General features: G+C 36.4%; 26 protein-coding genes. 24 read left to right on the top strand and 2 right to left on the bottom strand.

What is annotated here, in order from left to right; all coding sequences use genetic code 11:
• Positions 1-137: 137 nt before the first annotated feature.
• The 23 genes from MKY90_RS22040 to MKY90_RS21930 all read left to right on the top strand — a co-directional run bounded on the left by MKY90_RS22040 (position 138) and on the right by MKY90_RS21930 (position 20,009).
• Positions 138-887, top strand: a complete 750-nt coding sequence (locus MKY90_RS22040; RefSeq protein ID WP_002015195.1) for a 16S rRNA (uracil(1498)-N(3))-methyltransferase — start codon at positions 138-140, stop codon at positions 885-887.
• Positions 888-893: 6 nt separating this feature from the next.
• The gene (gene mtaB, locus MKY90_RS22035; protein ID WP_002067163.1) at positions 894-2,246 is read left to right on the top strand and encodes a tRNA (N(6)-L-threonylcarbamoyladenosine(37)-C(2))-methylthiotransferase MtaB; all 1,353 of its coding nucleotides are present in this window, start codon (positions 894-896) and stop codon (positions 2,244-2,246) included.
• A 468-nt stretch (positions 2,247-2,714) separates the two neighbouring features.
• A complete protein-coding gene (rpsU, locus tag MKY90_RS22030; protein ID WP_000048061.1) occupies positions 2,715-2,888 on the top strand; it encodes a 30S ribosomal protein S21 in 174 nt (57 codons plus the stop codon).
• Between the two features lie 15 nt (positions 2,889-2,903).
• On the top strand, positions 2,904-3,347 hold the full coding sequence (locus tag MKY90_RS22025; RefSeq protein ID WP_000054578.1) for a GatB/YqeY domain-containing protein: 444 nt from the start codon (positions 2,904-2,906) through the stop codon (positions 3,345-3,347).
• Positions 3,348-3,454: 107 nt separating this feature from the next.
• Positions 3,455-3,748: a sporulation protein YqfC gene (gene yqfC / locus MKY90_RS22020; protein WP_002067170.1), complete on the top strand. Its 294-nt coding sequence runs from the start codon at positions 3,455-3,457 to the stop codon at positions 3,746-3,748.
• A gap of 249 nt (positions 3,749-3,997) precedes the next feature.
• Positions 3,998-5,197, top strand: coding sequence for a sporulation protein YqfD (yqfD, locus tag MKY90_RS22015; RefSeq protein ID WP_098167995.1), 1,200 nt, complete (start codon positions 3,998-4,000; stop codon positions 5,195-5,197).
• Between the two features lie 3 nt (positions 5,198-5,200).
• Positions 5,201-6,160: a PhoH family protein gene (locus tag MKY90_RS22010; protein WP_002015189.1), complete on the top strand. Its 960-nt coding sequence runs from the start codon at positions 5,201-5,203 to the stop codon at positions 6,158-6,160.
• 196 nt (positions 6,161-6,356) lie between these two features.
• Positions 6,357-8,501 (top strand): HD family phosphohydrolase, encoded by a 2,145-nt coding sequence (locus MKY90_RS22005; protein WP_088040160.1) that lies wholly within the window; start codon positions 6,357-6,359, stop codon positions 8,499-8,501.
• The gene (gene ybeY, locus MKY90_RS22000) at positions 8,498-8,968 is read left to right on the top strand and encodes an rRNA maturation RNase YbeY (protein WP_002088675.1); all 471 of its coding nucleotides are present in this window, start codon (positions 8,498-8,500) and stop codon (positions 8,966-8,968) included. The genes MKY90_RS22005 and ybeY overlap by 4 nt, the downstream gene beginning before the upstream one ends.
• Positions 8,965-9,318 carry a diacylglycerol kinase family protein gene (locus MKY90_RS21995; RefSeq protein ID WP_002143170.1) on the top strand — a complete coding sequence of 118 codons (354 nt, stop codon included), beginning with the start codon at positions 8,965-8,967 and terminating at the stop codon, positions 9,316-9,318. The genes ybeY and MKY90_RS21995 overlap by 4 nt, the downstream gene beginning before the upstream one ends.
• Positions 9,319-9,417: 99 nt before the next feature.
• Positions 9,418-9,816, top strand: coding sequence for a cytidine deaminase (locus MKY90_RS21990; protein ID WP_002015184.1), 399 nt, complete (start codon positions 9,418-9,420; stop codon positions 9,814-9,816).
• Positions 9,809-10,714, top strand: coding sequence for a GTPase Era (gene era / locus MKY90_RS21985; RefSeq protein WP_002088672.1), 906 nt, complete (start codon positions 9,809-9,811; stop codon positions 10,712-10,714). The genes MKY90_RS21990 and era overlap by 8 nt, the downstream gene beginning before the upstream one ends.
• A 176-nt stretch (positions 10,715-10,890) precedes the next feature.
• Positions 10,891-11,034 carry a YqzL family protein gene (locus MKY90_RS21980; RefSeq protein WP_000883924.1) on the top strand — a complete coding sequence of 48 codons (144 nt, stop codon included), beginning with the start codon at positions 10,891-10,893 and terminating at the stop codon, positions 11,032-11,034.
• A 33-nt stretch (positions 11,035-11,067) separates the two neighbouring features.
• The gene (gene recO, locus MKY90_RS21975; protein ID WP_002129136.1) at positions 11,068-11,814 is read left to right on the top strand and encodes a DNA repair protein RecO; all 747 of its coding nucleotides are present in this window, start codon (positions 11,068-11,070) and stop codon (positions 11,812-11,814) included.
• A gap of 106 nt (positions 11,815-11,920) precedes the next feature.
• Complete coding sequence (locus MKY90_RS21970; RefSeq protein ID WP_002015181.1) at positions 11,921-12,553, top strand: helix-turn-helix transcriptional regulator; 633 nt, start codon at positions 11,921-11,923, stop codon at positions 12,551-12,553.
• A 29-nt stretch (positions 12,554-12,582) separates the two neighbouring features.
• Positions 12,583-13,395 (top strand): pyruvate, water dikinase regulatory protein, encoded by an 813-nt coding sequence (locus MKY90_RS21965; protein WP_002015180.1) that lies wholly within the window; start codon positions 12,583-12,585, stop codon positions 13,393-13,395.
• Between the two features lie 420 nt (positions 13,396-13,815).
• Positions 13,816-13,980 carry a hypothetical protein gene (locus MKY90_RS21960; protein ID WP_341092555.1) on the top strand — a complete coding sequence of 55 codons (165 nt, stop codon included), beginning with the start codon at positions 13,816-13,818 and terminating at the stop codon, positions 13,978-13,980.
• Between the two features lie 80 nt (positions 13,981-14,060).
• Positions 14,061-14,204: a hypothetical protein gene (locus MKY90_RS21955; RefSeq protein WP_162836445.1), complete on the top strand. Its 144-nt coding sequence runs from the start codon at positions 14,061-14,063 to the stop codon at positions 14,202-14,204.
• 81 nt (positions 14,205-14,285) lie between these two features.
• Positions 14,286-16,088 carry a DNA primase gene (gene dnaG, locus MKY90_RS21950; RefSeq protein ID WP_002015179.1) on the top strand — a complete coding sequence of 601 codons (1,803 nt, stop codon included), beginning with the start codon at positions 14,286-14,288 and terminating at the stop codon, positions 16,086-16,088.
• A gap of 59 nt (positions 16,089-16,147) precedes the next feature.
• Positions 16,148-17,275 carry an RNA polymerase sigma factor RpoD gene (gene rpoD / locus MKY90_RS21945; RefSeq protein ID WP_000764062.1) on the top strand — a complete coding sequence of 376 codons (1,128 nt, stop codon included), beginning with the start codon at positions 16,148-16,150 and terminating at the stop codon, positions 17,273-17,275.
• Between the two features lie 385 nt (positions 17,276-17,660).
• Positions 17,661-18,017: a cytochrome c550 gene (gene cccA / locus MKY90_RS21940; RefSeq protein WP_002015178.1), complete on the top strand. Its 357-nt coding sequence runs from the start codon at positions 17,661-17,663 to the stop codon at positions 18,015-18,017.
• Positions 18,018-18,183: 166 nt separating this feature from the next.
• Entirely contained in the window at positions 18,184-18,891 is a 708-nt protein-coding gene (locus tag MKY90_RS21935) for a tRNA (adenine(22)-N(1))-methyltransferase (RefSeq protein WP_002190695.1), read from the top strand.
• Positions 18,888-20,009 (top strand): Nif3-like dinuclear metal center hexameric protein, encoded by a 1,122-nt coding sequence (locus MKY90_RS21930; RefSeq protein ID WP_002190694.1) that lies wholly within the window; start codon positions 18,888-18,890, stop codon positions 20,007-20,009. The genes MKY90_RS21935 and MKY90_RS21930 overlap by 4 nt, the downstream gene beginning before the upstream one ends.
• A gap of 40 nt (positions 20,010-20,049) precedes the next feature.
• On the opposite strand, the gene MKY90_RS21925 is transcribed toward MKY90_RS21930, so the two are convergent.
• Complete coding sequence (locus MKY90_RS21925) at positions 20,050-21,000, bottom strand: 4-hydroxy-3-methylbut-2-enyl diphosphate reductase (RefSeq protein ID WP_002015175.1); 951 nt, start codon at positions 20,998-21,000, stop codon at positions 20,050-20,052.
• Positions 21,001-21,089: 89 nt separating this feature from the next.
• A complete protein-coding gene (gene vrrA, locus MKY90_RS21920; protein ID WP_088040159.1) occupies positions 21,090-21,815 on the bottom strand; it encodes a VrrA/YqfQ family protein in 726 nt (241 codons plus the stop codon).
• A 179-nt stretch (positions 21,816-21,994) separates the two neighbouring features.
• Between vrrA and MKY90_RS21915 the strand changes: the two genes are divergently transcribed.
• Positions 21,995-23,305, top strand: coding sequence for a DEAD/DEAH box helicase (locus tag MKY90_RS21915; RefSeq protein ID WP_002015172.1), 1,311 nt, complete (start codon positions 21,995-21,997; stop codon positions 23,303-23,305).
• Positions 23,306-23,415 lie beyond the last annotated feature (110 nt).

Raw genomic sequence — 23,415 nt, 5'->3', positions numbered from 1 at the left:
TTAGTCTATAAAGAACAGGGGAGTCTCTCACCGTATAAGGTGAGGGACTTGCCGTTTGTTATATGAAAATGATAACGTTTCGTTCTTTTCGTAAGTGTTGACTTACGAAAGGAACGAAACTCTACTAAGGTGATTATATGCAACGTTATTTTGTAGAAGAGAAATATGTAAATGAGACAAGTATTCGCATAATGGGTGATGATGTCCATCACATCGCAAGAGTGATGCGTATGTCAGCTGGTGACCACATTTATTGCTGTGTAAATGGTAAAACAGCAGAGTGTTCAATTGCTGAAATTACCAGTGAATTTGTGGATACCACTATTGTAGAATGGGTAGAGGCGTCAAGCGAACTTCCTGTGTTCGTGACGATTGCAAGTGGACTGCCGAAAGGAGACAAGCTAGAGTTAATTTTTCAAAAAGGAACTGAGCTTGGGGCAGCTGCATTTTTACCATTTCAAGCATCTCGATCTATTGTAAAGTGGGATGCGAAAAAAGCAGATAAAAAAGTTGAGCGTTTGAAAAAAATTGTAAAAGAAGCTGCGGAACAATCGCATAGAAGTGAAATTCCAGAAGTACACGTTCCTTCATCATTTAAACAACTGCTGTCGATGAGTAGCGAGTATGATGTTTGCCTTGTTGCGTATGAAGAAGAAGCGAAACAAGGTGAGAAATCTAATTTTGCGAAAGCTTTAGCGACGATTAAACCAGGCCAAAAGCTGCTGATTGTATTTGGACCAGAAGGCGGTTTAGCGGAGGAAGAGATAACCGCACTTCGTGAACATAAATTTGTACCATGTAGTTTAGGACCAAGAATTTTAAGAACAGAAACGGCTCCGCTTTATGCGTTAAGTGCCGCTTCTTATCATTTTGAATTGATGGGGTGATAATCAATGGCAACTGTTGCGTTCCACACGTTAGGTTGTAAAGTAAACCACTATGAAACAGAAGCGATTTGGCAATTGTTTAAACAAGGTGGTTATGAAAGAACTGAATATGAAAAAAAATCGGATGTATACGTTATTAACACATGTACAGTAACGAATACTGGAGATAAAAAAAGCCGTCAAGTAATTAGACGTGCTGTACGTCAAAATCCAGATGCGGTAATTTGTGTAACTGGATGTTATGCACAAACATCTCCAGCGGAAATTATGGCGATTCCAGGTGTAGATATTGTTGTTGGTACGCAAGATCGTGAGAAGATGTTAGGATACATCGAAGAATTCCGTAAAGAGCGTCAACCGATTAATGCTGTCCGCAATATTATGAAAACACGTGTATATGAAGAGCTCGATGTACCATATTTCACGGACCGTACACGTGCATCTTTAAAAATACAAGAAGGTTGTAATAACTTCTGTACATTTTGCATCATTCCTTGGGCGCGTGGTTTAATGCGTTCTCGTGATGGAAAAGAAGTTATTAAACAAGCGCAGCAATTAGTAGATGCGGGCTATAAAGAAATCGTATTAACAGGTATTCATACAGGTGGATACGGTGAAGATATAAAAGAGTATAACTTAGCTGGATTACTGCGCGATATGGAAGCGGAAGTAGGCGGATTGAAACGCCTTCGTATTTCTTCTATTGAGGCGAGTCAAATTTCTGATGAAGTAATTGAAGTGTTAGATAAATCAGAAGTAGTTGTACGTCACTTGCATATTCCATTACAGTCAGGATCTAATACTGTATTGAAACGTATGCGCCGTAAGTATACGATGGAATTTTTCCAAGAGCGTTTAGATCGTTTGAAAGAAGCGTTACCAGGTCTTGCGATTACATCAGACGTAATTGTTGGATTCCCAGGCGAAACAGAAGAGGAATTCATGGAAACGTACAATTTCATTAAAGAGAATCGTTTCTCTGAATTACACGTTTTCCCTTATTCGAAACGTACAGGTACTCCAGCAGCACGTATGGAAGATCAAGTTCCTGAAGACGTGAAGAACGATCGTGTTCACCGTCTAATTGAGCTATCAAATCAATTAGCGAAAGAGTATGCTTCTAAATTTGAAGGTGAAGTACTTGAAATCATTCCGGAAGAGACATTTAAAGATGGTGACCGTGAAGGTTTATATGTAGGTTATACAGATAACTACTTAAAAATTGTGTTTGAAGGATCTGAAGAATTGATTGGTAAGCTAGTAAAAGTGAAAATTACAAAAGCTGGTTATCCATATAACGAAGCGCAGTTTGTTCGTGTTCTTGAAGATGATGTAAAAAAAGAATCAGCAAGCGCATAAAATGAAACTTTAATCAGTGGGGGGTGTTCATCCCCGCTGATTATCAGCCTGACCCCCGCCTAAGTTCTTTGCTTTCGCTGAATTTTGAGGTGGGGGTCTTACTGTCCTGGCAAATAGCGGGATAAAAAAGCATGCAAACGGAAACGATTTGCATGCTTTCTTTTTTTTTTTTTGTGGAGAAGTTAAGTACTGAAAAGGCAGGTACGTTGAATGAGTAGTTATTTAATGCTTTCTTGTATTAAAAAAGGTGTAATGATAAAAAATATAGTTGTCTTCAGGGGAAAAGGATAATAGCTATCTACATAGCTTTTGAACAGGTAAGGGCATCTATTCTTCTTTTATTCTGCCAAATAGTTGACCTGAAGTGATAAAATGTATTATAATCGTAAAAGACATGCTGAAGAAGGGTTTCTTTTTGCATGCTGAAATTAGTATGTAAGTGTGATGTTTCGGAGGGAGGGAAAGAGAATGTCAAAAACAGTCGTTCGTAAAAACGAGTCTTTGGAGGATGCACTTCGCCGTTTTAAAAGATCGGTTTCTAAAACTGGTACACTTGCTGAAGCAAGAAAGCGCGAGTTTTATGAAAAGCCAAGTGTAAAACGTAAGAAGAAATCTGAAGCGGCAAGAAAGCGTAAGTTCTAAGAGAGGGTGTAAGTTATGAGTCTTCTCGGTCGTTTAAACGATGATATGAAACAAGCGATGAAGAATAAACAAAAAGAAAAATTAACCGTTATTCGTATGGTTAAGGCTGCTTTACAAAATGAAGGTATTAAACTGCAACATACTCTTACTGAAGAAGAGGAATTAACAGTTTTAGCTCGTGAAGTAAAACAGTATAAGGACTCCCTCCTTGAATTTAAAAAAGCTGGTCGTGAAGACCTTGTTGATAAACTGCAAAGTGAAATTCAGATTTTAAGTGCATATTTGCCGGAGCAATTAACAGAAGAAGAACTAGCGGATATAATTAAGCAAGTTATTTCTGAAGTTGGTGCTACATCTAAAGCAGATATGGGTAAAGTGATGACTGCTGTTATGCCGAAAGTAAAAGGTAAAACAGACGGATCACTTGTGAATAAGCTGGTTATCCAGCTATTAGCATAAAAAAGCGTCTCATTTCGTATGAGACGTTTTTTTATGCTTTTTTCAGTTTGGACGTGATATTACAAGCTCTTTTTTCATACATATGGGATGAGAGGGGGTCTTTTGAGATGAAAAAAATAGAACAAATGAAGAATTGGTTAACGAAGCAAATAGACCTGCCAGTGGATGTGTTAATGGATCTACCTCGGATCACGCTTGTTGGGCAAGTACATATCTATATAGAAAATCATCGAGGATTATTAGTGTTTTCAGATAAAGAGGTAAGATTGCTATTGAAACATGGTCAATTATTAATTAAAGGTCAATCCTTTGTTATTAAAACAATCCTTCCAGAAGAACTGTTGCTTGAAGGGATTATTGAACAAGTGACGTTTTTAGAAAATGAAAAGAAAGAGGAGTGAGGAGAAACTTCCGTTTGTGAAGTTTTTCTTCGTTACCTTGTATTAACAGGAGGTAACGTTCTGGCCTCAATATTCGGTTCGTACAAAGAGGATAGGTGGGAATTGAGTTCCACGTAAAAAATTGGCTCGTGAAGGTTAATAATTAGTGAGGATCAAGGAATCTGCTAATTAAAATTTTAGTACGAGCTAGTTTGATAATCGAATTGAAAAGTAGTGTATCTACTTTTAGAAAGGTAGTGGAGATAGTCGATGAAAAATAAATGGTTTATAAAATGGCTTGGGTATGTAAAGGTGCGAATTGAAGGTAGAGGAGCGGAACGCTTTGTTAACGAGTGTGTGCGGAAGAAAGTACTCGTTTGGGATGTAAAGAAGATAGCTGATGAAACGTTAGTTTTTTGTATGTTATTACGAGATGTGAAAAAGATAAAACCAATTTATAGAAAAAATGAATGTAAATTATATTTTATTGGACGTTACGGTTTTCCTTTTTGGAATAAGCGTGTAATTAAAAATAGTGGATTTTTAATTGGGTTTTTAATATTTTTTTTCGGAATGATCGCATTGTCAAATATGGTGTGGAAAATTGAAATTACAGGAGCAAAACCTGAAACAGAGTATATATTGATGAAAGAATTGGACAAAATGGGTATAAAAAAAGGTAAATTACAATTCCAAATGCCGAGTGTAGAAGATGTTCAACGTCATTTGACAGACAATATTAATGCGATTACTTGGGCGGGATTAGAAATAAGAGGGACAACATATCATTTTAAGATTGTTGAAAAAAATGAACCGAAAAAAGAAAGTGAACAACAGCCACAAAACTTAGTAGCAAAAAAAGAAGGGATTATTACAAAAACATTTGTGGAAGTTGGGAAGCCGGTTGTCATGAAAAATGACCATGTAGAAAAGGGGCAACTTCTCGTATCCGGGATGTATGGTAATGAGGAGAATCCGACAGTTGTTTCGGCTAAAGGGATTGTATATGGAGAAACGTGGTATAAATCTGAGGTGAATGTTCCGTTAAAGACACAATTTCAAGTGTATACTGGTAATTCATACAATGAATATTTCCTTAAATTTGGGAGTACTAAAATAAAAATATGGGGATTTCTACAGGATAAGTATAAGCGCTCTCGTACTGAAAGTGTAAAACATGATGTGAAATTATTTGGATTTACATTACCAATTGCATACGAGAAAGATATTGTACGAGAAGAGGAAGAAGCGAACCGAGAATATACCGAAAAACAAGCAATGAAAGTAGCGAAAGAGATGGCAGAAAAAGAACTGAAGAAAAAATTGGATGAACATGCTATGATTGTAAGTGATAACATTTTGAGTAAAGAGGTTGAGGCGGATCACCTAAAGGTCACATTACATTATACAGTGATTGAAAATATTGCAGAGCCACAACCAATATCTGAATCCGATATTCAAGGAGACTGAGTAATGGCAGAACAATTAGTAGAAATGAACCAACAATTGGAAAATCCCAACGAAGCAATCGCTCTTTTTGGGGTAAATGATGCTCATTTAAAAGTAATTGAACGAGAACTTAGTGTATCGATTGTGACTAGAGGAGAATCTGTTCGTGTATCTGGGGCAGATGAAACTGTGGTGCTCGTAGAAAAAATCTTACAACAGTTACTTGTTGTTATCCGTAAAGGTGTATCAATTTCGGAAAGAGATGTTGCGTATGCGATTCAGCTTGGGCAACAAGGGAAAATTGCTCAATTCGAAGAATTATATGAAGAGGAAATTTTTAAAACGGCAAAAGGTAAATCCATTCGTGTGAAAACGATGGGGCAAAGACGATATATTCATGCAATGAAAAAGAATGATATTGTATTTGGGATAGGACCTGCTGGGACAGGAAAAACATACTTAGCCGTAGTAATGGCTGTGAGAGCTTTAAAGCAAGGGTATGTAAAGAAAATTATTTTAACAAGACCTGCTGTAGAAGCTGGAGAGAGCTTAGGGTTTTTACCAGGTGATTTGAAAGAAAAAGTAGATCCGTATTTACGTCCACTATATGATGCGTTACATGATATTCTTGGACAAGAATATACACAACGTATGATGGAACGTGGTGTAATTGAAATTGCACCTCTTGCTTATATGAGAGGGCGTACTCTGGATGATTCATTTGTTATATTAGATGAGGCGCAAAATACAACTGGTGTTCAAATAAAAATGTTTTTAACACGATTAGGTTTTAGTTCTAAAATGGTTATTACGGGGGATCCCTCACAGGTAGACTTGCCAAAAGGGGTAAAGTCAGGTCTTTCTATTGCTGCTAATATTTTATCTGGTGTATCAGGTCTTTCGTTCATAACATTGGAACAAACGGACGTTGTGAGACACCCATTAGTGCAACGTATTATTGAGGCATATGATAAAATGGAATGATCCTATTTGTCAGGATCATTTCTTTTTGTATGATAAGGTTGGCGAATGACATATTTTTTACTATCATTAAAGACGAGGGAAATAAACTATAGGTGATAGTGGATAAAAATGTTGTCCAAAAAGTATCGTTACCTAGAAGAAATGAAAGCTATAAATAGTTTCACTTTATTTCTGGAGAGGAGAAGGTATTGAAATCATGTCAAGATCTCAAGAAATTTCTAAGTGGTTTCGTAATTTACAACATTCGAAAAAACTAAGTTGGATTTCTTACGTTTTATTAGGGGCAGTGCTGTTTTTTGCACTTATGAATAATGTAAAACCAGAGCAATTAGATGTTACAACATATTCTATTGCGAAAAAAACAATCCATTCTCCTATTAAAATTGAAGATAAAGTTACAACGGACAAAAAGAAAAAAGAAGCCGCTACAAAAGTTGAAGATCAATATACATATAAAAGTGAGTATAAACAAAATAAAGTGGATATTGTGAATGACGTCTTTGCTAAAGTAGATGAAGTGATACAAGAGATTAAAGCGGTTGGACCGGATGAGCAAAAAAAGATTACTGATGCTGAAAAAGTGGACAAGTTGAAAAAAAAATTGCCTACTGATTTAACGAAAGAATTATCTGATTCAAACTTACTAAACTTAATTAATGCGGATTCGAACCAATTAGTATTAGCGAAAGATGCAACAGTTACAGCTATTAATAGTATCATGACTGAGCATGTTAAAATGGATGAATTGAAGGATGCGAAGGAACGATATGTAAGTGAGATGAATAGTGTTAATGTTGATAATGGTTTAAAGGAATCTATTAAGGCGTTAGGGAAATATGCGATTTCTGCAAACTATTTTTATGATCCGACCTTAACAAAAGAGAAGAGAAAAGCGGAAGAAGATTTAGTTCCACCTGTTTATATTCTTCAAGGGCAAGTCCTTGTTAGAGAAGGTGAAACGATTTCAAGTGATATGTACAATCAGTTGAAATTAGTTGGCCTGTTAGAAAAAGGGAACAGTTTTCAACCCTATGTTGGGTTAGCGGTACTCATTGGTGTGCTATTGTACTTTATGCATAAGCAGTTTGAAGTGTTTTTACAGCGGAAAAGAGAAGATAGGCCGTATGTCTTAGCGTATATTACAATTTTGTCTATCACGATTGTTTTAATGAAAATCATTAGTTTGTTTCAAAAGCTTGAGTATGCAGGAATCGCGTATGTTGTTCCAGTTGCAATGGGAACAATACTTGTAAAATTAATGATTGGTGATCGATTTGTATTTTTAACGAGTATGATCTTTTCTGTATGCGGAAGTATTATGTTTAATGAAGGTGTAACGAGTACACTGAATTATAGTGTGGGGATTTATGTTTTATTAAGTTCATTATCAGTTAGTATTTTCTTGAGAGAAAAAAATCGTCGTACGATGATTTTACAAGCTGGTATACTCGTTTCTGTATTAAATGTAGTCGTATTAGCGGCTTTGCTATTATTACGTAACGGGAATTTTTCGCCTCTTGAAATTGGGGTGCAATTATTAATGGCTGCTGTTTCGGGTATTATCTCTTCTGTTCTAGCTATGGGGATTTTACCGTATTTAGAAAGTGGTCTTGGGATTGTATCGAGTATGAAATTGATGGAACTTTCAAGTCCGAATCACCCGCTTTTGCGTAAAATTTTATTAGAAGCACCAGGTACATATCACCATAGTGTAATGGTAGCTAATCTCTCAGAAGCTGCTTGTGAAGCAGTTGGAGCAAATGGAGTATTAGCGCGTGTAGGGGCGTATTATCATGATGTAGGGAAAACGGTACAACCACAGTTTTTTATTGAAAACCAAATGGGTATTGAAAACCCGCATGATAGATTAGACCCTGTAACGAGCAAAGATATTATAATTGCTCATGTAACCGATGGGGTGAGAATGTTAGAAGAACACCATATACCTCAAGAAATTATCGATATTGCTGGACAGCATCATGGTACAACGTTACTTAAATATTTTTATTATAATGCGATTAAAGAAGATAAAGAGAAATATACGGAGGAAATGTTCCGCTATCCAGGATCAAAAGCAACTTCTAAAGAGTCGGCGATCGTTGGTATTGCTGATAGTGTGGAAGCGGCGGTACGTTCGATGAACCATCCAACACCAGATCAGATTAATAATTTAGTGCAAAATATTATTAAAGATCGCCTGCAAGATGGTCAATTTAGTGAATGTGATTTGACATTTAAGGAACTACAAATCGTTGGAAAAACGTTATGTGAAACGTTAAATGGTATTTTCCATTCCCGTATTACATATCCGGAACCGCCGGAAGAAAAGGAGAAAGAATGAGTTTATTAATTGATTTTATTGATGAAACAGAAGAAGTGAAAGACGAATATATAAGTTTGATTCGAGGTTTAGTAGAGAAAGCAGCCCAAATGGAGAACATAGAAGAAGGCGCAGAATTATCGGTTACATTTGTAGATAATGAACGTATTCGTGAAATAAACCGTGATTACCGAGATAAGGATCAGCCTACGGACGTTATTTCTTTTGCTATGGAAGAAATGGGAGAAGGCGAAATGGAAATTGTCGGTGCAGAGATGCCGCGTATGTTAGGAGATCTTATTATTTCTATTCCAAGAGCAAAAGAACAAGCTGAAGAATATGGACATTCTTTTGATCGAGAACTTGGGTTTTTAGCACTACATGGTTTTTTGCATTTGCTTGGTTATGATCATATGACAGAAGAAGATGAGAAAGAAATGTTTGGAAGACAAAAAGAAATTTTAGAGGCCTTTGGATTAGGACGATGAAAACAGGAAAACTTTTAGATAGTTTTGGATATGCTATAGCTGGTATATACTTTTGTCTTCGTCATGAACGAAATATGAAAATTCATTATTTAGCCGCAGTCATCGTTATATGCTGCGGCTTTTATTTCCATATTACAACAATGGAATGGATTGTCGTACTTATTGTGATAGGGATTGTAATGAGTTTAGAGATGGTGAATACGGCTATTGAAAAAACAGTAGACTTAGCAACCGTCGATATTCATCCGGTTGCAAAAATTGCAAAGGATGTTGCAGCAGGGGCAGTTTTATTATTTGCAATTATAGCTGCTGTAATTGGTGCTATTATCTTTTTACCGTATATGGTATAGTTGCATTCCGAAGCTTTTATTAAGCTTTGGGAGCGCCGTGAAGGCCTTTAATGAAAGAGTGTATCTATTCACATCTATGAACGGAAAGGATGCGGGAATATGAATAGCAAACAATTAATTCAAGAAGCAACCGAAGCGCGTAAACGAGCGTACGTACCATATTCTAAATTTCAAGTAGGTGCAGCTTTACTAACTCAGGATGGAAAAATATATCGTGGATGTAATGTTGAAAATGCATCATATGGTTTATGTAACTGTGCAGAACGAACAGCGTTATTTAAGGCAATTTCTGAAGGGGATAACGAGTTTGTAGCTATTGCAGTCGTAGCGGATACAAAGCGTCCAGTACCTCCTTGTGGAGCATGTCGACAAGTTATGATAGAATTATGTAAACAGGATACGAAAGTATACCTATCAAACTTACATGGTGATGTTCAAGAGACAACAGTCGGAGAATTGTTACCAGGAGCATTTTTAGCGGAGGATTTACATGAATAGAAAAGGTTATAAATCAGGTTTTGTCTCTATTATTGGCAGACCGAATGTTGGGAAATCTACATTTTTAAATCGTATTATTGGCCAAAAAATTGCCATTATGAGCGATAAGCCACAAACAACTCGTAATAAAATTCAAGGTGTATATACAGAAAATGATTCACAAGTAGTTTTCATTGATACACCAGGAATACATAAACCTAAACATAAACTAGGCGATTTTATGGTGAAGATGGCTCAAACGACATTAAAAGAAGTTGATATTGTTTTGTTTATGGTCAATGCAACTGAAGGATATGGTCGTGGTGAGGAATTTATTATTGAGAAATTACAAGAAACGAAACAACCGGTATTTTTGGTAATTAATAAAATTGACCAACTTCATCCAGAGCAATTGCTGGAGTTGATTGATCAATATCGTAAATTATATGAGTTCGCGGAGATTGTGCCAATTTCTGCATTGGACGGTAATAACGTTGAAGCGTTAATCGGAGCAATTAAAAAGTATTTACCAGAAGGACCGCAATATTACCCGGATAATCAAGTAACGGATCATCCAGAGCGATTTATTATTTCAGAGCTTATTCGTGAAAAAGTATTACATTTAACACGTGAAGAAGTACCACATTCTGTAGCGGTTGTTATTGATGCAATTCAAAAGCGTGAGGGCGGAGCGGTTTATATAAACGCAACGATTGTTGTTGAACGTGCATCGCAAAAAGGAATTATTATAGGTAAGCAAGGGAAGATGTTAAAAGAAGTCGGTAAGAGAGCTCGTTTTGACATTGAAGCACTTCTTGGTTCTAAAGTATTTTTAGAAGTATGGGTGAAAGTGCAAAAAGATTGGCGTAATAAGATGTCACAGCTTCGTGACCTTGGTTTCCGTGAAGACGAGTATTAATATGAAGTAAAGTTGTGATCAGTGGATGTTTTGTTCATCCGCTGATTATTGGTTTTTATGAACCTTGATAAATTAGGAAAAATTTTTCTCACATGAAAATGAACAAAATGGGTCAACTTAATAACAACAAAAGAAATTGGTTTATAGGCTACGCTTATTGAGAAAGGTGGATTCTTATGCTAGATTTTACCTGGAAGTTTTTCTCCAAAACAGGAAGCATTGAAACGTATTTGCTTTTGAAAGAAATGGAAAAAGACGTAAACGATGAGATGGATCAACATGAAGAGGAGTTAGCGCATCTAGACTCTCCAATTTCTTGACCCGTTTTGTTCAAACCTTGGATGGTGACGAACATGTTTCAAAAAGTTGAGGGCATTGTTATCCGTACGACAGATTACGGAGAAACAAATAAGATTGTTACAATATACTCACGGGAATTTGGTAAGGTAAGTGCAATGGCAAGAGGGGCGAAAAAGCCGAAGAGTCGGTTAGCAGCTATTTCGCAACTTATGACACATGGTCATTTTCTTATTCAAATGGGATCTGGACTTGGAACTTTGCAACAAGGCGAGATTATTTCATCTATGAAAGAAATTCGCGAGGATATATTTTTAACTGCTTATGCATCATTTATTATTGAATTAACCGATAAAGCAACAGAAGATAAGAAGCATAATCCATATTTATTTGAAATGTTATATCAAACGTTGCATTATATGTGTGAGGGTGTTGATCCAGAAGTATTATCATTAATTTATCAAACGAAAATGCTTCCGGTATTAGGGATGCGCCCGTACTTTGATACATGTGCTATTTGTCATCAAGAAACAGATTTTGTCGCCTTCTCTGTCCGGGAAGGCGGTTTTCTGTGCTCGCGTCATGCGGAGCAAGATCCGTATCGCATTCCGGTGGGAGAGGCTGTTCATAAATTATTACGTCTCTTTTTTCACTTTGATTTACACCGGCTCGGTAATGTATCGGTGAAGGATAGTACAAAAAAACAAATGCGCACAGTATTGAATACATATTATGACGAATATTGTGGGATTTATTTGAAAACAAGGCGTTTCTTGGAACAACTTGATAAGTTTCAAATATAAAAAGGGCCGTATACGGTCCTTTTTACATACTTTCTTTTTCGAATAGCATATTTAGTATATAATATTTAAGAGATAGTATAACTTTTTTCGTTGTGCATTAAAGGTGGTGATTATCATAGAGCTGAATAAACGGCAAGAGCATATCATTCAGATTGTAAAAGATCACGGTCCTATTACAGGGGAGTCAATTGCTGGGCAATTGGGTTTAACACGTGCAACGCTAAGACCAGACTTAGCAATTTTAACGATGGCTGGTTATTTAGAAGCGCGTCCACGTGTAGGTTATTTTTATACGGGTAAAACCGGGGGACAGCTATTATCTGAAGCTGTTAAGAAAATTAAAGTGCAAGATTATCAATCTAGACCGGCTGTAATTGATAAAAATGTATCAGTATACGATGCAATCTGTACTATGTTTCTAGAGGACGTTGGTACATTATTTGTTGTAGATCAAGCTACTTTATTAGTTGGCGTTGTATCTCGTAAAGATTTATTACGAGCTAGCTTAGGAAAGCAGGATTTAACCTCTCTTCCGGTTAATATTATCATGACAAGGATGCCAAACATTGCGATGTGTCGCAGGGAGGATTCTTTATATGATATTGCGATGGAATTAATAGAAAGACAGATTGATGCGATGCCGGTTGTGAAGGATACGAAACAAGGTTTAGAAGTGATTGGACGAATTACAAAAACAAATATTACACGTGCGTTTGTAAATTTAGTAAATAACGAATAAGTGTAATTTGTTTAAAGTGAGGTAATGTAATGGATAATAAAATCGTATATGTCGTATCTGACTCTGTAGGAGAAACGGCTGATTTGGTTGTTAGAGCGGCAATGGGACAGTTCCCATTCGCTCCTGATATTAGGCGTGTACCGTATGTAGAAGATACAGGGACATTAAAAGAAGTAATCTCGATTGCCAAGAGCAATCAAGCGCTTATTTGTTTTACGTTAGTAAAGCCTGATATGCGTCAATATTTATTGACAGAAGCGGCAAAAGAAGGAGTAGAGGCATACGATATTATCGGACCTCTTATCGATCAAATTGAAGAAATTACAGGGCAAGTACCAAGGTATGAGCCAGGTGTCGTTCGAAGATTAGATGAAGAGTACTTTAAAAAAATTGAAGCGATTGAATTTGCAGTTAAGTATGATGATGGTAGAGATGCACGTGGTATTTTAAAAGCTGATATCGTGTTGATTGGAATTTCACGTACATCAAAAACACCACTTTCACAATATTTAGCGCATAACAAACGTTTGAAAGTTGCTAATGTACCACTTGTACCGGAAGTGGATCCGCCTGAGGAATTATATCAAGTGGCAAAAGAGAAATGTTTCGGTTTGAAAATTATACCAGATAAGTTAAATCATATTCGAAAAGAACGATTGAAATCACTTGGATTAAGTGATGGAGCAACATATGCAAATATTAATCGTATTCAAGAAGAAATTGATCATTTTGAGGAAGTAATTAGTAAAATAAATTGTCAAGTGATTGATGTATCAAATAAGGCAATTGAAGAAACAGCAAATATTATTGTGAATGCAGTGCAAAACCAAAAAATGTTTTAGCACATTTACCAAAGGTGAATGTGCTTTTTTCGCTCGTGAGAAGGCGTTAGAGGAAGATGCGAAGTAGAGCATGAACTTTCGGCTTAGTAATAGAATATAGCGGAATGGTTATACTTATATTCTTCTGTTTTTTAATTATGCTAAAGGAACGATTTCGTTATCTTTAAGTGTAAGATGAAAATTAAAGGGATATGTAGCGTAGTTGAAGAAAATATATTATAATAAAAAATTGTGATAAAAACCTATATTTTACGTTTAGACTTTAATTTTTCAGAATAAACTAGGGATAGGATTTTCGAAAAAGACATGTATTTACGTTAAATCGACAAAATCTAGACAAGAAAACGCACATTATGGAAGGATTCACAGAAGGGATGTAGAATACAGAAATATGCAAAACATCAGATAAGATATTATTTGATGCAGATGCGTAATCCCGTGAAGAATGCAATTGTGCAAGTTGGAACAAAATTTTATGTCGAAATTTTGTTTGTCGTATCCTATGCTCATCGTTCAAGAAAACAGCAAGGTAATTGGGTCTATGTAGATTCTGAGCAAGATGAAGTTGATTGTTATATTTATTAACATGCAAAAGCTACAGATCTCATGATCATACAGGCTATAGTGCTTCTTGCTAGTCTTCTTGTGAAAAAGGAGTATATGTATTGTCTCCAGGAGATACATTTGTAACAGATGAGCAAATGTATACAATTTTATATAGTAGTATGTATCTGCGAATTTACGCAGACTGGGGACTTATACGAAAGGTCCAAAATCGTTTACACAATGTGATCGACAGTACTTTCTAACAAATTTAGAAAAATATTGTCGAATTATAAAGGAATCTTTTAATTTATATCGAATACAAAATACGACACGGAGATGGAGTTATGGGGAACAGAATTCCTGAAGAAGTTGTTGAACAGATTCGGACATCATCCGATATTGTAGAAGTGATTGGTGAGTATGTTCAACTTAGAAAGCAGGGGCGTAACTATTTCGGCCTTTGTCCATTTCATGGTGAGAATTCTCCTTCATTCTCTGTTTCATCTGATAAGCAAATTTTTCATTGTTTCGGATGTGGAGAAGGTGGAAATGTATTTTCTTTTCTTATGAAAATGGAAGGACTTGCTTTCACAGAGGCTGTTCAAAAGCTTGGCGAAAGAAATGGAATTGCAGTTGCAGAATATACATCAGGGCAAGGACAACAACAACAAGAAGACATATCTGATGACACTGTCATCATGCAACAGGCTCATGAACTTTTGAAAAAGTATTATCATCATTTATTAGTAAATACAGAAGAAGGAAATGAAGCACTTTCATATTTATTAAAACGTGGTATTACAAAAGAGATGATTGAGAAATTTGAAATTGGTTATGCATCACAAGCTTGGGATGCAGCAACGAAAATTTTACAAAAAAGAGGTTTGTCGCTATCTAGTATGGAACAGGCTGGCCTTCTTGTAAGAAGTGAGAAGGATGGCAGTCATTATGACCGCTTCCGCGGAAGAGTTATGTTTCCGATTTATACTTTACAAGGTAAGGTGATAGCGTTTAGTGGAAGGGCATTAGGAGATGACACTCCGAAATATTTGAATAGTCCTGAAACACCGATTTTTTACAAAAGTAAGCTGTTGTATAATTTCCACCAAGCAAGGCCGTTTATTAGAAAACGTGGGCAGGTTGTCCTTTTTGAAGGTTATGCCGATGTACTAGCCGCGGTGAAAAGTGGTGTGGAAGAAGCTGTTGCGACAATGGGAACAGCTTTAACTGAAGAACAAGCGAAACTTCTGCGACGTAACGTTGAAACTGTTGTTCTTTGCTATGATGGTGATAAAGCAGGGCGAGAAGCGACGATGAAAGCAGGGCAATTACTATTGCAAGTTGGTTGCCAAGTGAAAGTTACATCCTTGCCAGATAAGCTTGACCCTGATGAATATGTGCAACAATATGGGACAACCGCTTTTGAAAATCTTGTGAAATCAAGTATAAGTTTTGTTGGTTTCAAAATAAATTATTTGCGTTTAGGGAAAAATTTGCAAGATGAGTCTGGCAAAGAAGAATATGTAAAAAGTGTTTTAAAAGAGTTATCATTGCTACAGGATGCGATGCAGGCGGAATCATATTTAAAATCATTATCGCAAGAATTTTCGTATTCAATGGAAACACTTTTGAATCAATTGCACCAATATCGCAAAGAACAAAAGGTACAGCAAAAACAAATAAAGCAGGTTTCTAAGCCATCTCAAATTGTTCAAACGAAACCGAAATTAACAGGTTTTGAAAGGGCAGAAAGAGAAATTATTTACCATATGTTGCAAAGTGCAGAAGTGACAGTGCGTATGGAACCACATATAGAAGATTTTTATACAGAAGAACATAAAGGGATTTTATATGAACTATACGCATATTATGAAAAGGGAAATGAACCTTCAGTCGGAACATTTTTAAGTTGGCTCTCTGATGAAAAGTTGAAAAATATTATTACTGATATTTCGACGGATGAATTTATTAATCCAGAGTACACAGAAGAAGCGTTACAAGGTCATTTGGAGGCGCTAAGACGCCATAAAGAAAAACTTGAAAAGATGGAAATTATCTTTAAAGTAAAACAAATGGAAAAAACAGATCCTGTAGAGGCTGCTAAATATTATGTGGCATATTTACAAAGTCAAAAAGCAAGAAAATAGCTTTTTCGATAAAGTTTTAGTATAATGAATGTTTGTATCTCGCGTAAGGAGGGGAACAGATGGCTGATAAACCAGCTCGTTCTAAACAAATTGAAACTGAAATGACCCTTGAGCAAGTGAAAGAACAACTCACTGAGCTCGGAAAAAAACGTGGCGTTCTTACATATGAAGAGATTGCAGAACGCATGAATGGATTTGAAATTGAATCCGATCAAATGGATGAATACTATGAATATTTAGGTGAACAAGGGATTGACTTAGTTGGTGACAATGACAACGACGAAGGTCCTAATAATCGTCAAATTACAAAAACGGAAGAAGAATTTGACCTTAATGATTTAAGTGTGCCGCCAGGTGTGAAAATCAATGACCCTGTTCGTATGTACTTAAAAGAAATTGGTCGTGTAGACTTACTATCTGCTGAAGAAGAAATTCGACTTGCGACACGTATTGAAGAAGGCGATGAAGAAGCAAAACGCCGTCTTGCGGAAGCAAACTTACGTCTTGTAGTAAGTATTGCAAAGCGCTACGTGGGCCGTGGTATGCTTTTCTTAGACTTAATCCAAGAAGGAAATATGGGTCTAATTAAGGCAGTTGAAAAGTTCGACTACCGTAAAGGTTTTAAATTTAGTACGTATGCAACTTGGTGGATTCGCCAAGCTATTACACGTGCGATTGCAGACCAAGCGCGAACAATTCGTATTCCAGTTCATATGGTTGAAACAATTAATAAGTTAATCCGTGTACAACGTCAATTATTACAAGATTTAGGACGCGAACCATCTCCTGAAGAGATTGGTGAAGAAATGGATCTTGCTCCAGAAAAAGTACGCGAAATCTTAAAGATTGCACAGGAGCCAGTTTCTCTTGAAACACCAATTGGTGAAGAAGACGACTCCCATTTAGGTGACTTTATCGAAGACCAAGAAGCAACATCGCCTGCGGACCATGCAGCGTATGAATTGCTAAAAGAACAATTAGAAGATGTGTTAGATACACTAACAGATCGTGAAGAAAATGTTCTGCGTCTTCGTTTTGGTTTAGATGATGGACGAACTCGTACGCTTGAAGAAGTTGGGAAAGTATTCGGCGTAACGAGAGAACGTATTCGTCAAATTGAAGCGAAAGCACTTCGCAAATTAAGACATCCAAGCCGTAGTAAGCGTCTTAAGGATTTCTTAGAATAGGCTACCTTTAAGTTTACTTCACTTTTGTGAAGTAAACTTTTTTATTTTGTTAATTTTTGTTAAAATTTATCTATCGGCAACGATTACAATTTCTTGTAATTTATTTTACAGAATTGTCTTTTGATTTGCAAATGCTCATTTTTCGATTTTTCGATTTATTTTGTTTATTATATACAAAATAATATGTAGAAAAGTAAAAAATATGATGAGAAACGTTAGTAATTATCGAAATAATATGCGATATAATAGTGAAAATCAATAAAATGAATTTACGGAATATTTTTAACAAGTAGTAGTTTACTCTTTTCTGATAGGGCGTTTTCAAGTACAATATAAATGACTGAATCATCTAACTATTTAGTGGTATAGAGGGGGGAGAAGAGATATGAAACGTAATCCGTTGATTCCGTTCGCTCTTATTGCAGCATTAGGTATTATCGTTATGTTTGTATTTTCATTTCAGGGGCTAAATAAATCTAAAGAGTTAGCTGATGCAAAAAATGGTGGGAAACCAGCACAAACAGCATCAAAGCCAGAGGATATTGTAAAGCAAAGCTGTACGAGCTGTCATGGTGATCAGTTACAAGGAGCGGTAGGCCCTAATTTACAAAAAATTGGTGGGAAACTTTCAAAAGATGAAATTAAAGAAGTTCTGTCAAAAGGAAAAGGAAATATGCCAGCTAATTTAATTCCAGCTGATCAAGCAACGAAAGTAGCTGATTGGTTATCGAAGAAAAAATAAAGTATAGAAAAACAAGTCTTTTGCTTTTTGCAAAAGGCTTGTTTTTCTATACTATCTAAAATACGATTAGTAATAGAGAATTGAAGTATTGTTATGGACTTGCAACAACTACTATAAATTCATTATCATGGAGACAGACTGAGAAGAGAAGGAGTAATGGAAATACATGAATGAAGTAAAGCTTTCGAAACGATTAGAAGAAGTTGTGAGGGAGATTCCGGTAGGCTCTACAGTAGCTGATATTGGATCGGATCATGCGTATTTACCGTGTTATACAATTATAAATAATATTGCTACAAAAGCAGTTGCAGGAGAGGTTGTAGATGGACCGTTTCGCTCTGCACAAGCAACTGTAGCTGAAAGTGGCTTACAAGATAAAGTAGACGTTCGTAAAGGGAATGGATTAGCTGTTATAGTGCCAGGAGAAGTAGATGTTATTACGATTGCTGGTATGGGTGGAGCGTTAATTCGTGACATTTTAGAAAGTGGTAAAGAAAAATTAGAAGGTGTAACACGTTTAATCTTACAGCCGAATATTGCAGCACACCATATCCGTGAATGGTTTATTGAAAATGGATGGGAGCTTATCCGTGAGAAAATTGTAATAGAAGACGGAAAGATTTACGAGATTTTAGTCGGAGAGCGAGGAGATACAGCAGTACCTTACTCTGAAAATAAACAAGCTGAATTGTTTATGGGTCCATTTTTAATAAAAGAAAAAAGTGAAGCTTTTATTGAAAAGTGGGAAGGGGAATTGAAAAACTTCCAAAATATTTTAAAACAGTTAGAACGTGCAGCAGAGTCTGAAGAGACAAAAGCGAAGCGTGCAGAAGTAGAAGCGAAAATGAAAATGATAGGAGAGGTTTTATCATGAGTAAAATTCCGAATGGTCATGAAATTATTTCTTTGTTTGAAGGTATGTATCCGAAGCATTTAGCGATGGAAGGGGATAAGATTGGCTTACAGATTGGAGCGCTTAATAAACCTGTCCAGCACGTATTAATCGCGTTAGATGTAACTGAGGAAGTTGTGGACGAGGCGATCCAATTAGGAGCGAATATCATTATAGCGCACCATCCTTTAATCTTTAATCCATTAAAAGCGATTCATACAGATAAGGCGTACGGAAGAATTATTGAAATGTGTATTAAAAATGATATTGCGGTTTATGCCGCACATACAAATGTAGATATTGCTAAGGGCGGGGTAAATGATTTACTTGCTGATGCGTTAGGGTTACAAAATACAGAAGTATTAGCTCCTACATATGCAGAAGAAATGAAAAAAATTGTTGTATTTGTTCCAGTAACCCATGCAGAAGAAGTGCGCAAAGCTCTTGGAGATGCGGATGCAGGTCATATCGGTAATTATAGCCACTGTACGTTCGGTAGCGAAGGGGTAGGTACGTTTATCCCTCAAGAAGGTACAAATCCTTATATCGGAGAAACTGGGCAGTTAGAACGTGTGGAAGAGATACGTGTCGAAACGATTATTCCAGCTTCATTACAAAGAAAAGTTATTAAAGCGATGTTGGCAGCCCATCCATATGAAGAAGTGGCATATGATGTATATCCGCTTGATAATAAAGGTGAAACATTAGGTCTTGGTAAAATAGGGTATTTACAAGAAGAAATGACGCTTGAGCAGTTTGCTTTACATGTGAAACAATCATTACATGTAAAGGGTGCAAGAGTTGTTGGAAAGTTAGATGATAAGGTGCGTAAAGTAGCTGTACTTGGTGGTGACGGTAATAAATATATAAACCAAGCGAAATTTAAAGGAGCAGATGTATATGTAACAGGTGATATGTATTATCATGTTGCTCACGATGCGATGATGATTGGTTTAAATATAGTCGATCCAGGACATAACGTTGAAAAAGTAATGAAGCAAGGTGTACAAAAACAATTGCAAGAAAAAGTAGATGTGAAAAAATTCAATGTACACATTCACGCTTCGCAGTTACATACAGATCCATTCACATTTGTATAAGAAAAATAAAAACCGTTGCTCATGTAGGCAACGGTTTTTATTATTGTTCTTTTTTCACTTTTACACGAGGTAGTATCTTTTGAAGTGGTACTTTTCGAATTCTGTCCCATGTAGCTGGATTCATTGGGTCATATTGATCTAAGAAAGCAATAACTTCTTTTGTAATTGGCGTTGGAGTAGAAGCACCTGCTGTAACAGCTACGTTTTCTACACCTTGTAGCCATTCTAATTGGATTTCACTTACGTCTGCAACGCGGTATGCTGTCGTACCAGCGATTTCTTGTGATACTTGTGCTAAACGGTTTGAGTTGTTACTTTTCGGATCACCGACAACAATTGTTAAATCTGCAACATCAGCTTGTTTAGCGACAGCTTCTTGGCGAACTTGAGTTGCTAAACAAATTTCCTTGTGGAATTCTGCTGTTGGAAATTTTTTCTGAATGTCCTCCATTAAATGTTGAACATCCCATTGACTCATTGTTGTTTGATTCGTAACTAAAATTTTATCCGTTGGAATTTCTAGTGTTTTTAAATCATCAGCTTTTTCGATAAGATGAACGATATCAGGTGCGATACCAACTGCGCCTTCTGGTTCTGGATGATTTTTTTTGCCGATATAAATGACATGGTATCCTTCAGCTTTCTTTGCTTCGATAAGGTCATGTGTTTTTGTAACATCTGGACAAGTTGCATCAATTGTCGTTAAACCTTTTTCTTTTGCACGTTGTTTAACTTCTGGAGAAACACCGTGTGCAGTGAAAATAACAGTACCAGAATCGATTTTGTCTAAAATTTCTAATCGACTTGGACCGTCTAATGTAATGATGCCATCCTCTTCGAAAGCATCTGTGACATGCTTATTGTGAACAATCATACCTAAAATATAAATGGGTCTCGGTAATGATTTATCTAATGCGGCGTTACGTGCAATAACCATTGCGTCAACAACACCATAGCAATAACCACGAGGGGAAATTTTAACAATCTTCATGTGAGTAATCCTCTCCTTCTAAACAAGGGATACTTTTGTGCATAGTCCATTACATTATAAAGGAGGAGTGGATAGAAAACAAAGGATTGTTACACATATAGTTTTGGTTTTGTTGCGGATTGTTGAACGGGTTCTTTCGGAACCTCTTTTTCTATTACCGGTTCAAGCACTATTTTTTTTCGTTTCCTTTTTGGAGGTGGAGGAGGTGGAGTTGCTACCTCAACCTGTTCTGTTGCATCTTCAGTTTGATTTTCTTCCGTACTTTTTCCAGAGGTGAGGATTTTAACAATGCTTGGTAGACTACGCATAATGGGACCGTACTGTTCGACAACAGGACCGACAGATTGCACGACTTGAGATACTTTTTCGATATTATTTATCATATTAGTTGGGTTCGAAATTAAATTTGAAAAAAAACTACCGATGCCGCTGCTAGATGCCGCTGCAGTTGTAGCTGACGCAGCACCACGTGTATCATTTGATTCATACATTTGAGGTGGTATCATCTGCTCTGGATATTGCTGCATGTATGGCTGATATTGTTGTGTATATTGTTGTTGGTATGGCTGTTGGTATGACTGTTGCTGTTGATATTGGGGCGGCGGTTGTTGGTGCATCATCGGTGGCCCTTCCATTTGTCGATAAGGAGGGACCATTTGCATGAAAGGTTCGGTTGGATCGTGTTTTTTAAAGAGTTTAGCAAGGAAACCTTTCTTTTTTTGAGCCATCGGTGGTAGTTGTGGAATCGGATATGGTGTGTAAGATTGTTGTCCTCGATTCGGATACATTTGTCTTATAGGGGATTTCGGAAACATGTGGGAAATCCTCCTTTCTTCAGTTAGGTATATACACATACAATATGCAATGGAAGGAAAGAAGGTTAGTTTTTGAGATAAAAACCTAAACTAAAGATGGATTTTACTTGTAGATTTCGATATAATGTAGACTTGACTGATTTGTGCGCAGTAGAAATTTTAGAAAGAAGGTGTAACTTATGACACTACAAACTTTTACACAGTATGATTTTAAACCATTTTTAATAGATGCAGTTCGTGAACTACGCTTTACAGAGCCAACAGGAATTCAAAAGAAAATTTTCCCGGTCGTGAAAAAAGGTGTGAGTATAATTGGACAATCCCAAACTGGTTCTGGGAAAACACATGCATACTTACTTCCTACATTAAACAGAATTGATGCAAGTCGTGAAGAGGTACAACTTGTTATTACAGCGCCTACTCGTGAGTTAGCACAACAAATTTACGAAGAAATTGTGAAACTAACAAAGTTCTGTGCAGAAGATCAAATGATTACAGCACGCTGTTTAATTGGTGGAACTGATAAACAACGATCAATTGAAAAGTTGAAAAAACAACCTCATATTGTAGTTGGAACGCCAGGACGTATTAAAGATTTAGTAGAAGAAAAGGCGCTATTTGTTTATAAAGCGGATACTATTATTGTCGATGAAGCGGACTTAATGCTTGATATGGGATTCATTCAAGATGTAGATAAAATTGCGGCACGTATGCCTAAAAATCTGCAAATGTTAGTTTTCTCTGCAACAATTCCTCAAAAATTAAAACCATTTTTGAAGAAATATATGGAGAATCCAGAACATATTCATATTAATCCGAAGCAAGTTGCAGCAGGAAATATTGATCATTACCTTGTGCCTTCAAGACACCGTAATAAAACTGAATTAGTGAAAAATATGCTACTTCAATTTAAACCATATTTAGCAATTGTCTTTACAAACACAAAGAAGAAGGCTGACGAAGTAGCCGATGGATTAGCAGAACGTGGATTAAAAGTAGGGCGTATACACGGTGATTTATCACCACGTGATCGTAGAAAAATGATGAAACAAGTTCGTGATTTAGAGTTCCAATACATTGTCGCAACAGATTTGGCGGCACGCGGTATTGATATTGAAGGAATTAGCCATGTTATTAACTATGAACTTCCACCAGATTTAGATTTCTTCGTTCACCGTGTTGGAAGAACTGCACGTGCGGGTCATTCAGGTATTGCAGTGACGATTTATGATCCAGCAAATGAAGAAGCGTTAGATAGTTTGGAAAAACAACGTCATATCGAGTTTAAACATGTAGATTTACGCGGAGATGAATGGGCGGATTTAGGTGACCGTCGTCGTCGTAAGAGCCGTAAAAAACCAAGTGATGGACTAGATGTTATGGCGACAAAAGTTGTTAAGAAGCCGAAAAAAGTAAAACCAAACTATAAACGAAAACTTGCAACAGAACGTGACAAAGTGAAGAAAAAATATAGCAATAAAAAAAGATAAGGGATTTCCCTTATTTTTTTTTATCTCACTGCTTGAGAGAAAGTCGTTTAATGTAGACTAATAATTAGTGAGGGGTAGAAAAAACGTTGACTAAAGTTTCGCTTTATTGG

The sequence above is a fragment of the Bacillus sp. FSL P2-0099 genome, from assembly GCF_038007445.1.
Taxonomy (GTDB): Bacteria; Bacillota; Bacilli; order Bacillales; family Bacillaceae_G; genus Bacillus_A; species Bacillus_A mycoides.
Note: the sequence above shows the minus strand (reverse complement) of the source record. Positions and strands in the feature narration are given on the sequence as shown.

Bases quoted from the DNA above. Each gene is read 5' to 3' on its own strand.
- yqfD (WP_098167995.1), top strand. From the start codon at position 3,998: ATGAAAAATAAATGGTTTATAAAATGGCTTGGGTATGTAAAGGTGCGA.
- recO (WP_002129136.1), top strand. From the start codon at position 11,068: ATGTTTCAAAAAGTTGAGGGCATTGTTATCCGTACGACAGATTACGGA.
- ybeY (WP_002088675.1), top strand. From the start codon at position 8,498: ATGAGTTTATTAATTGATTTTATTGATGAAACAGAAGAAGTGAAAGAC.
- MKY90_RS21925 (WP_002015175.1), bottom strand. From the start codon at position 21,000: ATGAAGATTGTTAAAATTTCCCCTCGTGGTTATTGCTATGGTGTTGTT.
- rpsU (WP_000048061.1), top strand. From the start codon at position 2,715: ATGTCAAAAACAGTCGTTCGTAAAAACGAGTCTTTGGAGGATGCACTT.
- MKY90_RS21995 (WP_002143170.1), top strand. From the start codon at position 8,965: ATGAAAACAGGAAAACTTTTAGATAGTTTTGGATATGCTATAGCTGGT.
- rpoD (WP_000764062.1), top strand. From the start codon at position 16,148: ATGGCTGATAAACCAGCTCGTTCTAAACAAATTGAAACTGAAATGACC.
- MKY90_RS21965 (WP_002015180.1), top strand. From the start codon at position 12,583: ATGGATAATAAAATCGTATATGTCGTATCTGACTCTGTAGGAGAAACG.
- MKY90_RS22005 (WP_088040160.1), top strand. From the start codon at position 6,357: ATGTCAAGATCTCAAGAAATTTCTAAGTGGTTTCGTAATTTACAACAT.
- MKY90_RS21990 (WP_002015184.1), top strand. From the start codon at position 9,418: ATGAATAGCAAACAATTAATTCAAGAAGCAACCGAAGCGCGTAAACGA.
- MKY90_RS21930 (WP_002190694.1), top strand. From the start codon at position 18,888: ATGAGTAAAATTCCGAATGGTCATGAAATTATTTCTTTGTTTGAAGGT.
- MKY90_RS22025 (WP_000054578.1), top strand. From the start codon at position 2,904: ATGAGTCTTCTCGGTCGTTTAAACGATGATATGAAACAAGCGATGAAG.
- era (WP_002088672.1), top strand. From the start codon at position 9,809: ATGAATAGAAAAGGTTATAAATCAGGTTTTGTCTCTATTATTGGCAGA.
- vrrA (WP_088040159.1), bottom strand. From the start codon at position 21,815: ATGTTTCCGAAATCCCCTATAAGACAAATGTATCCGAATCGAGGACAA.
- MKY90_RS21980 (WP_000883924.1), top strand. From the start codon at position 10,891: ATGCTAGATTTTACCTGGAAGTTTTTCTCCAAAACAGGAAGCATTGAA.
- MKY90_RS21960 (WP_341092555.1), top strand. From the start codon at position 13,816: ATGCAGATGCGTAATCCCGTGAAGAATGCAATTGTGCAAGTTGGAACA.
- MKY90_RS21935 (WP_002190695.1), top strand. From the start codon at position 18,184: ATGAATGAAGTAAAGCTTTCGAAACGATTAGAAGAAGTTGTGAGGGAG.
- MKY90_RS22010 (WP_002015189.1), top strand. From the start codon at position 5,201: ATGGCAGAACAATTAGTAGAAATGAACCAACAATTGGAAAATCCCAAC.
- MKY90_RS22040 (WP_002015195.1), top strand. From the start codon at position 138: ATGCAACGTTATTTTGTAGAAGAGAAATATGTAAATGAGACAAGTATT.
- dnaG (WP_002015179.1), top strand. From the start codon at position 14,286: ATGGGGAACAGAATTCCTGAAGAAGTTGTTGAACAGATTCGGACATCA.
- MKY90_RS21915 (WP_002015172.1), top strand. From the start codon at position 21,995: ATGACACTACAAACTTTTACACAGTATGATTTTAAACCATTTTTAATA.
- cccA (WP_002015178.1), top strand. From the start codon at position 17,661: ATGAAACGTAATCCGTTGATTCCGTTCGCTCTTATTGCAGCATTAGGT.
- mtaB (WP_002067163.1), top strand. From the start codon at position 894: ATGGCAACTGTTGCGTTCCACACGTTAGGTTGTAAAGTAAACCACTAT.
- yqfC (WP_002067170.1), top strand. From the start codon at position 3,455: ATGAAAAAAATAGAACAAATGAAGAATTGGTTAACGAAGCAAATAGAC.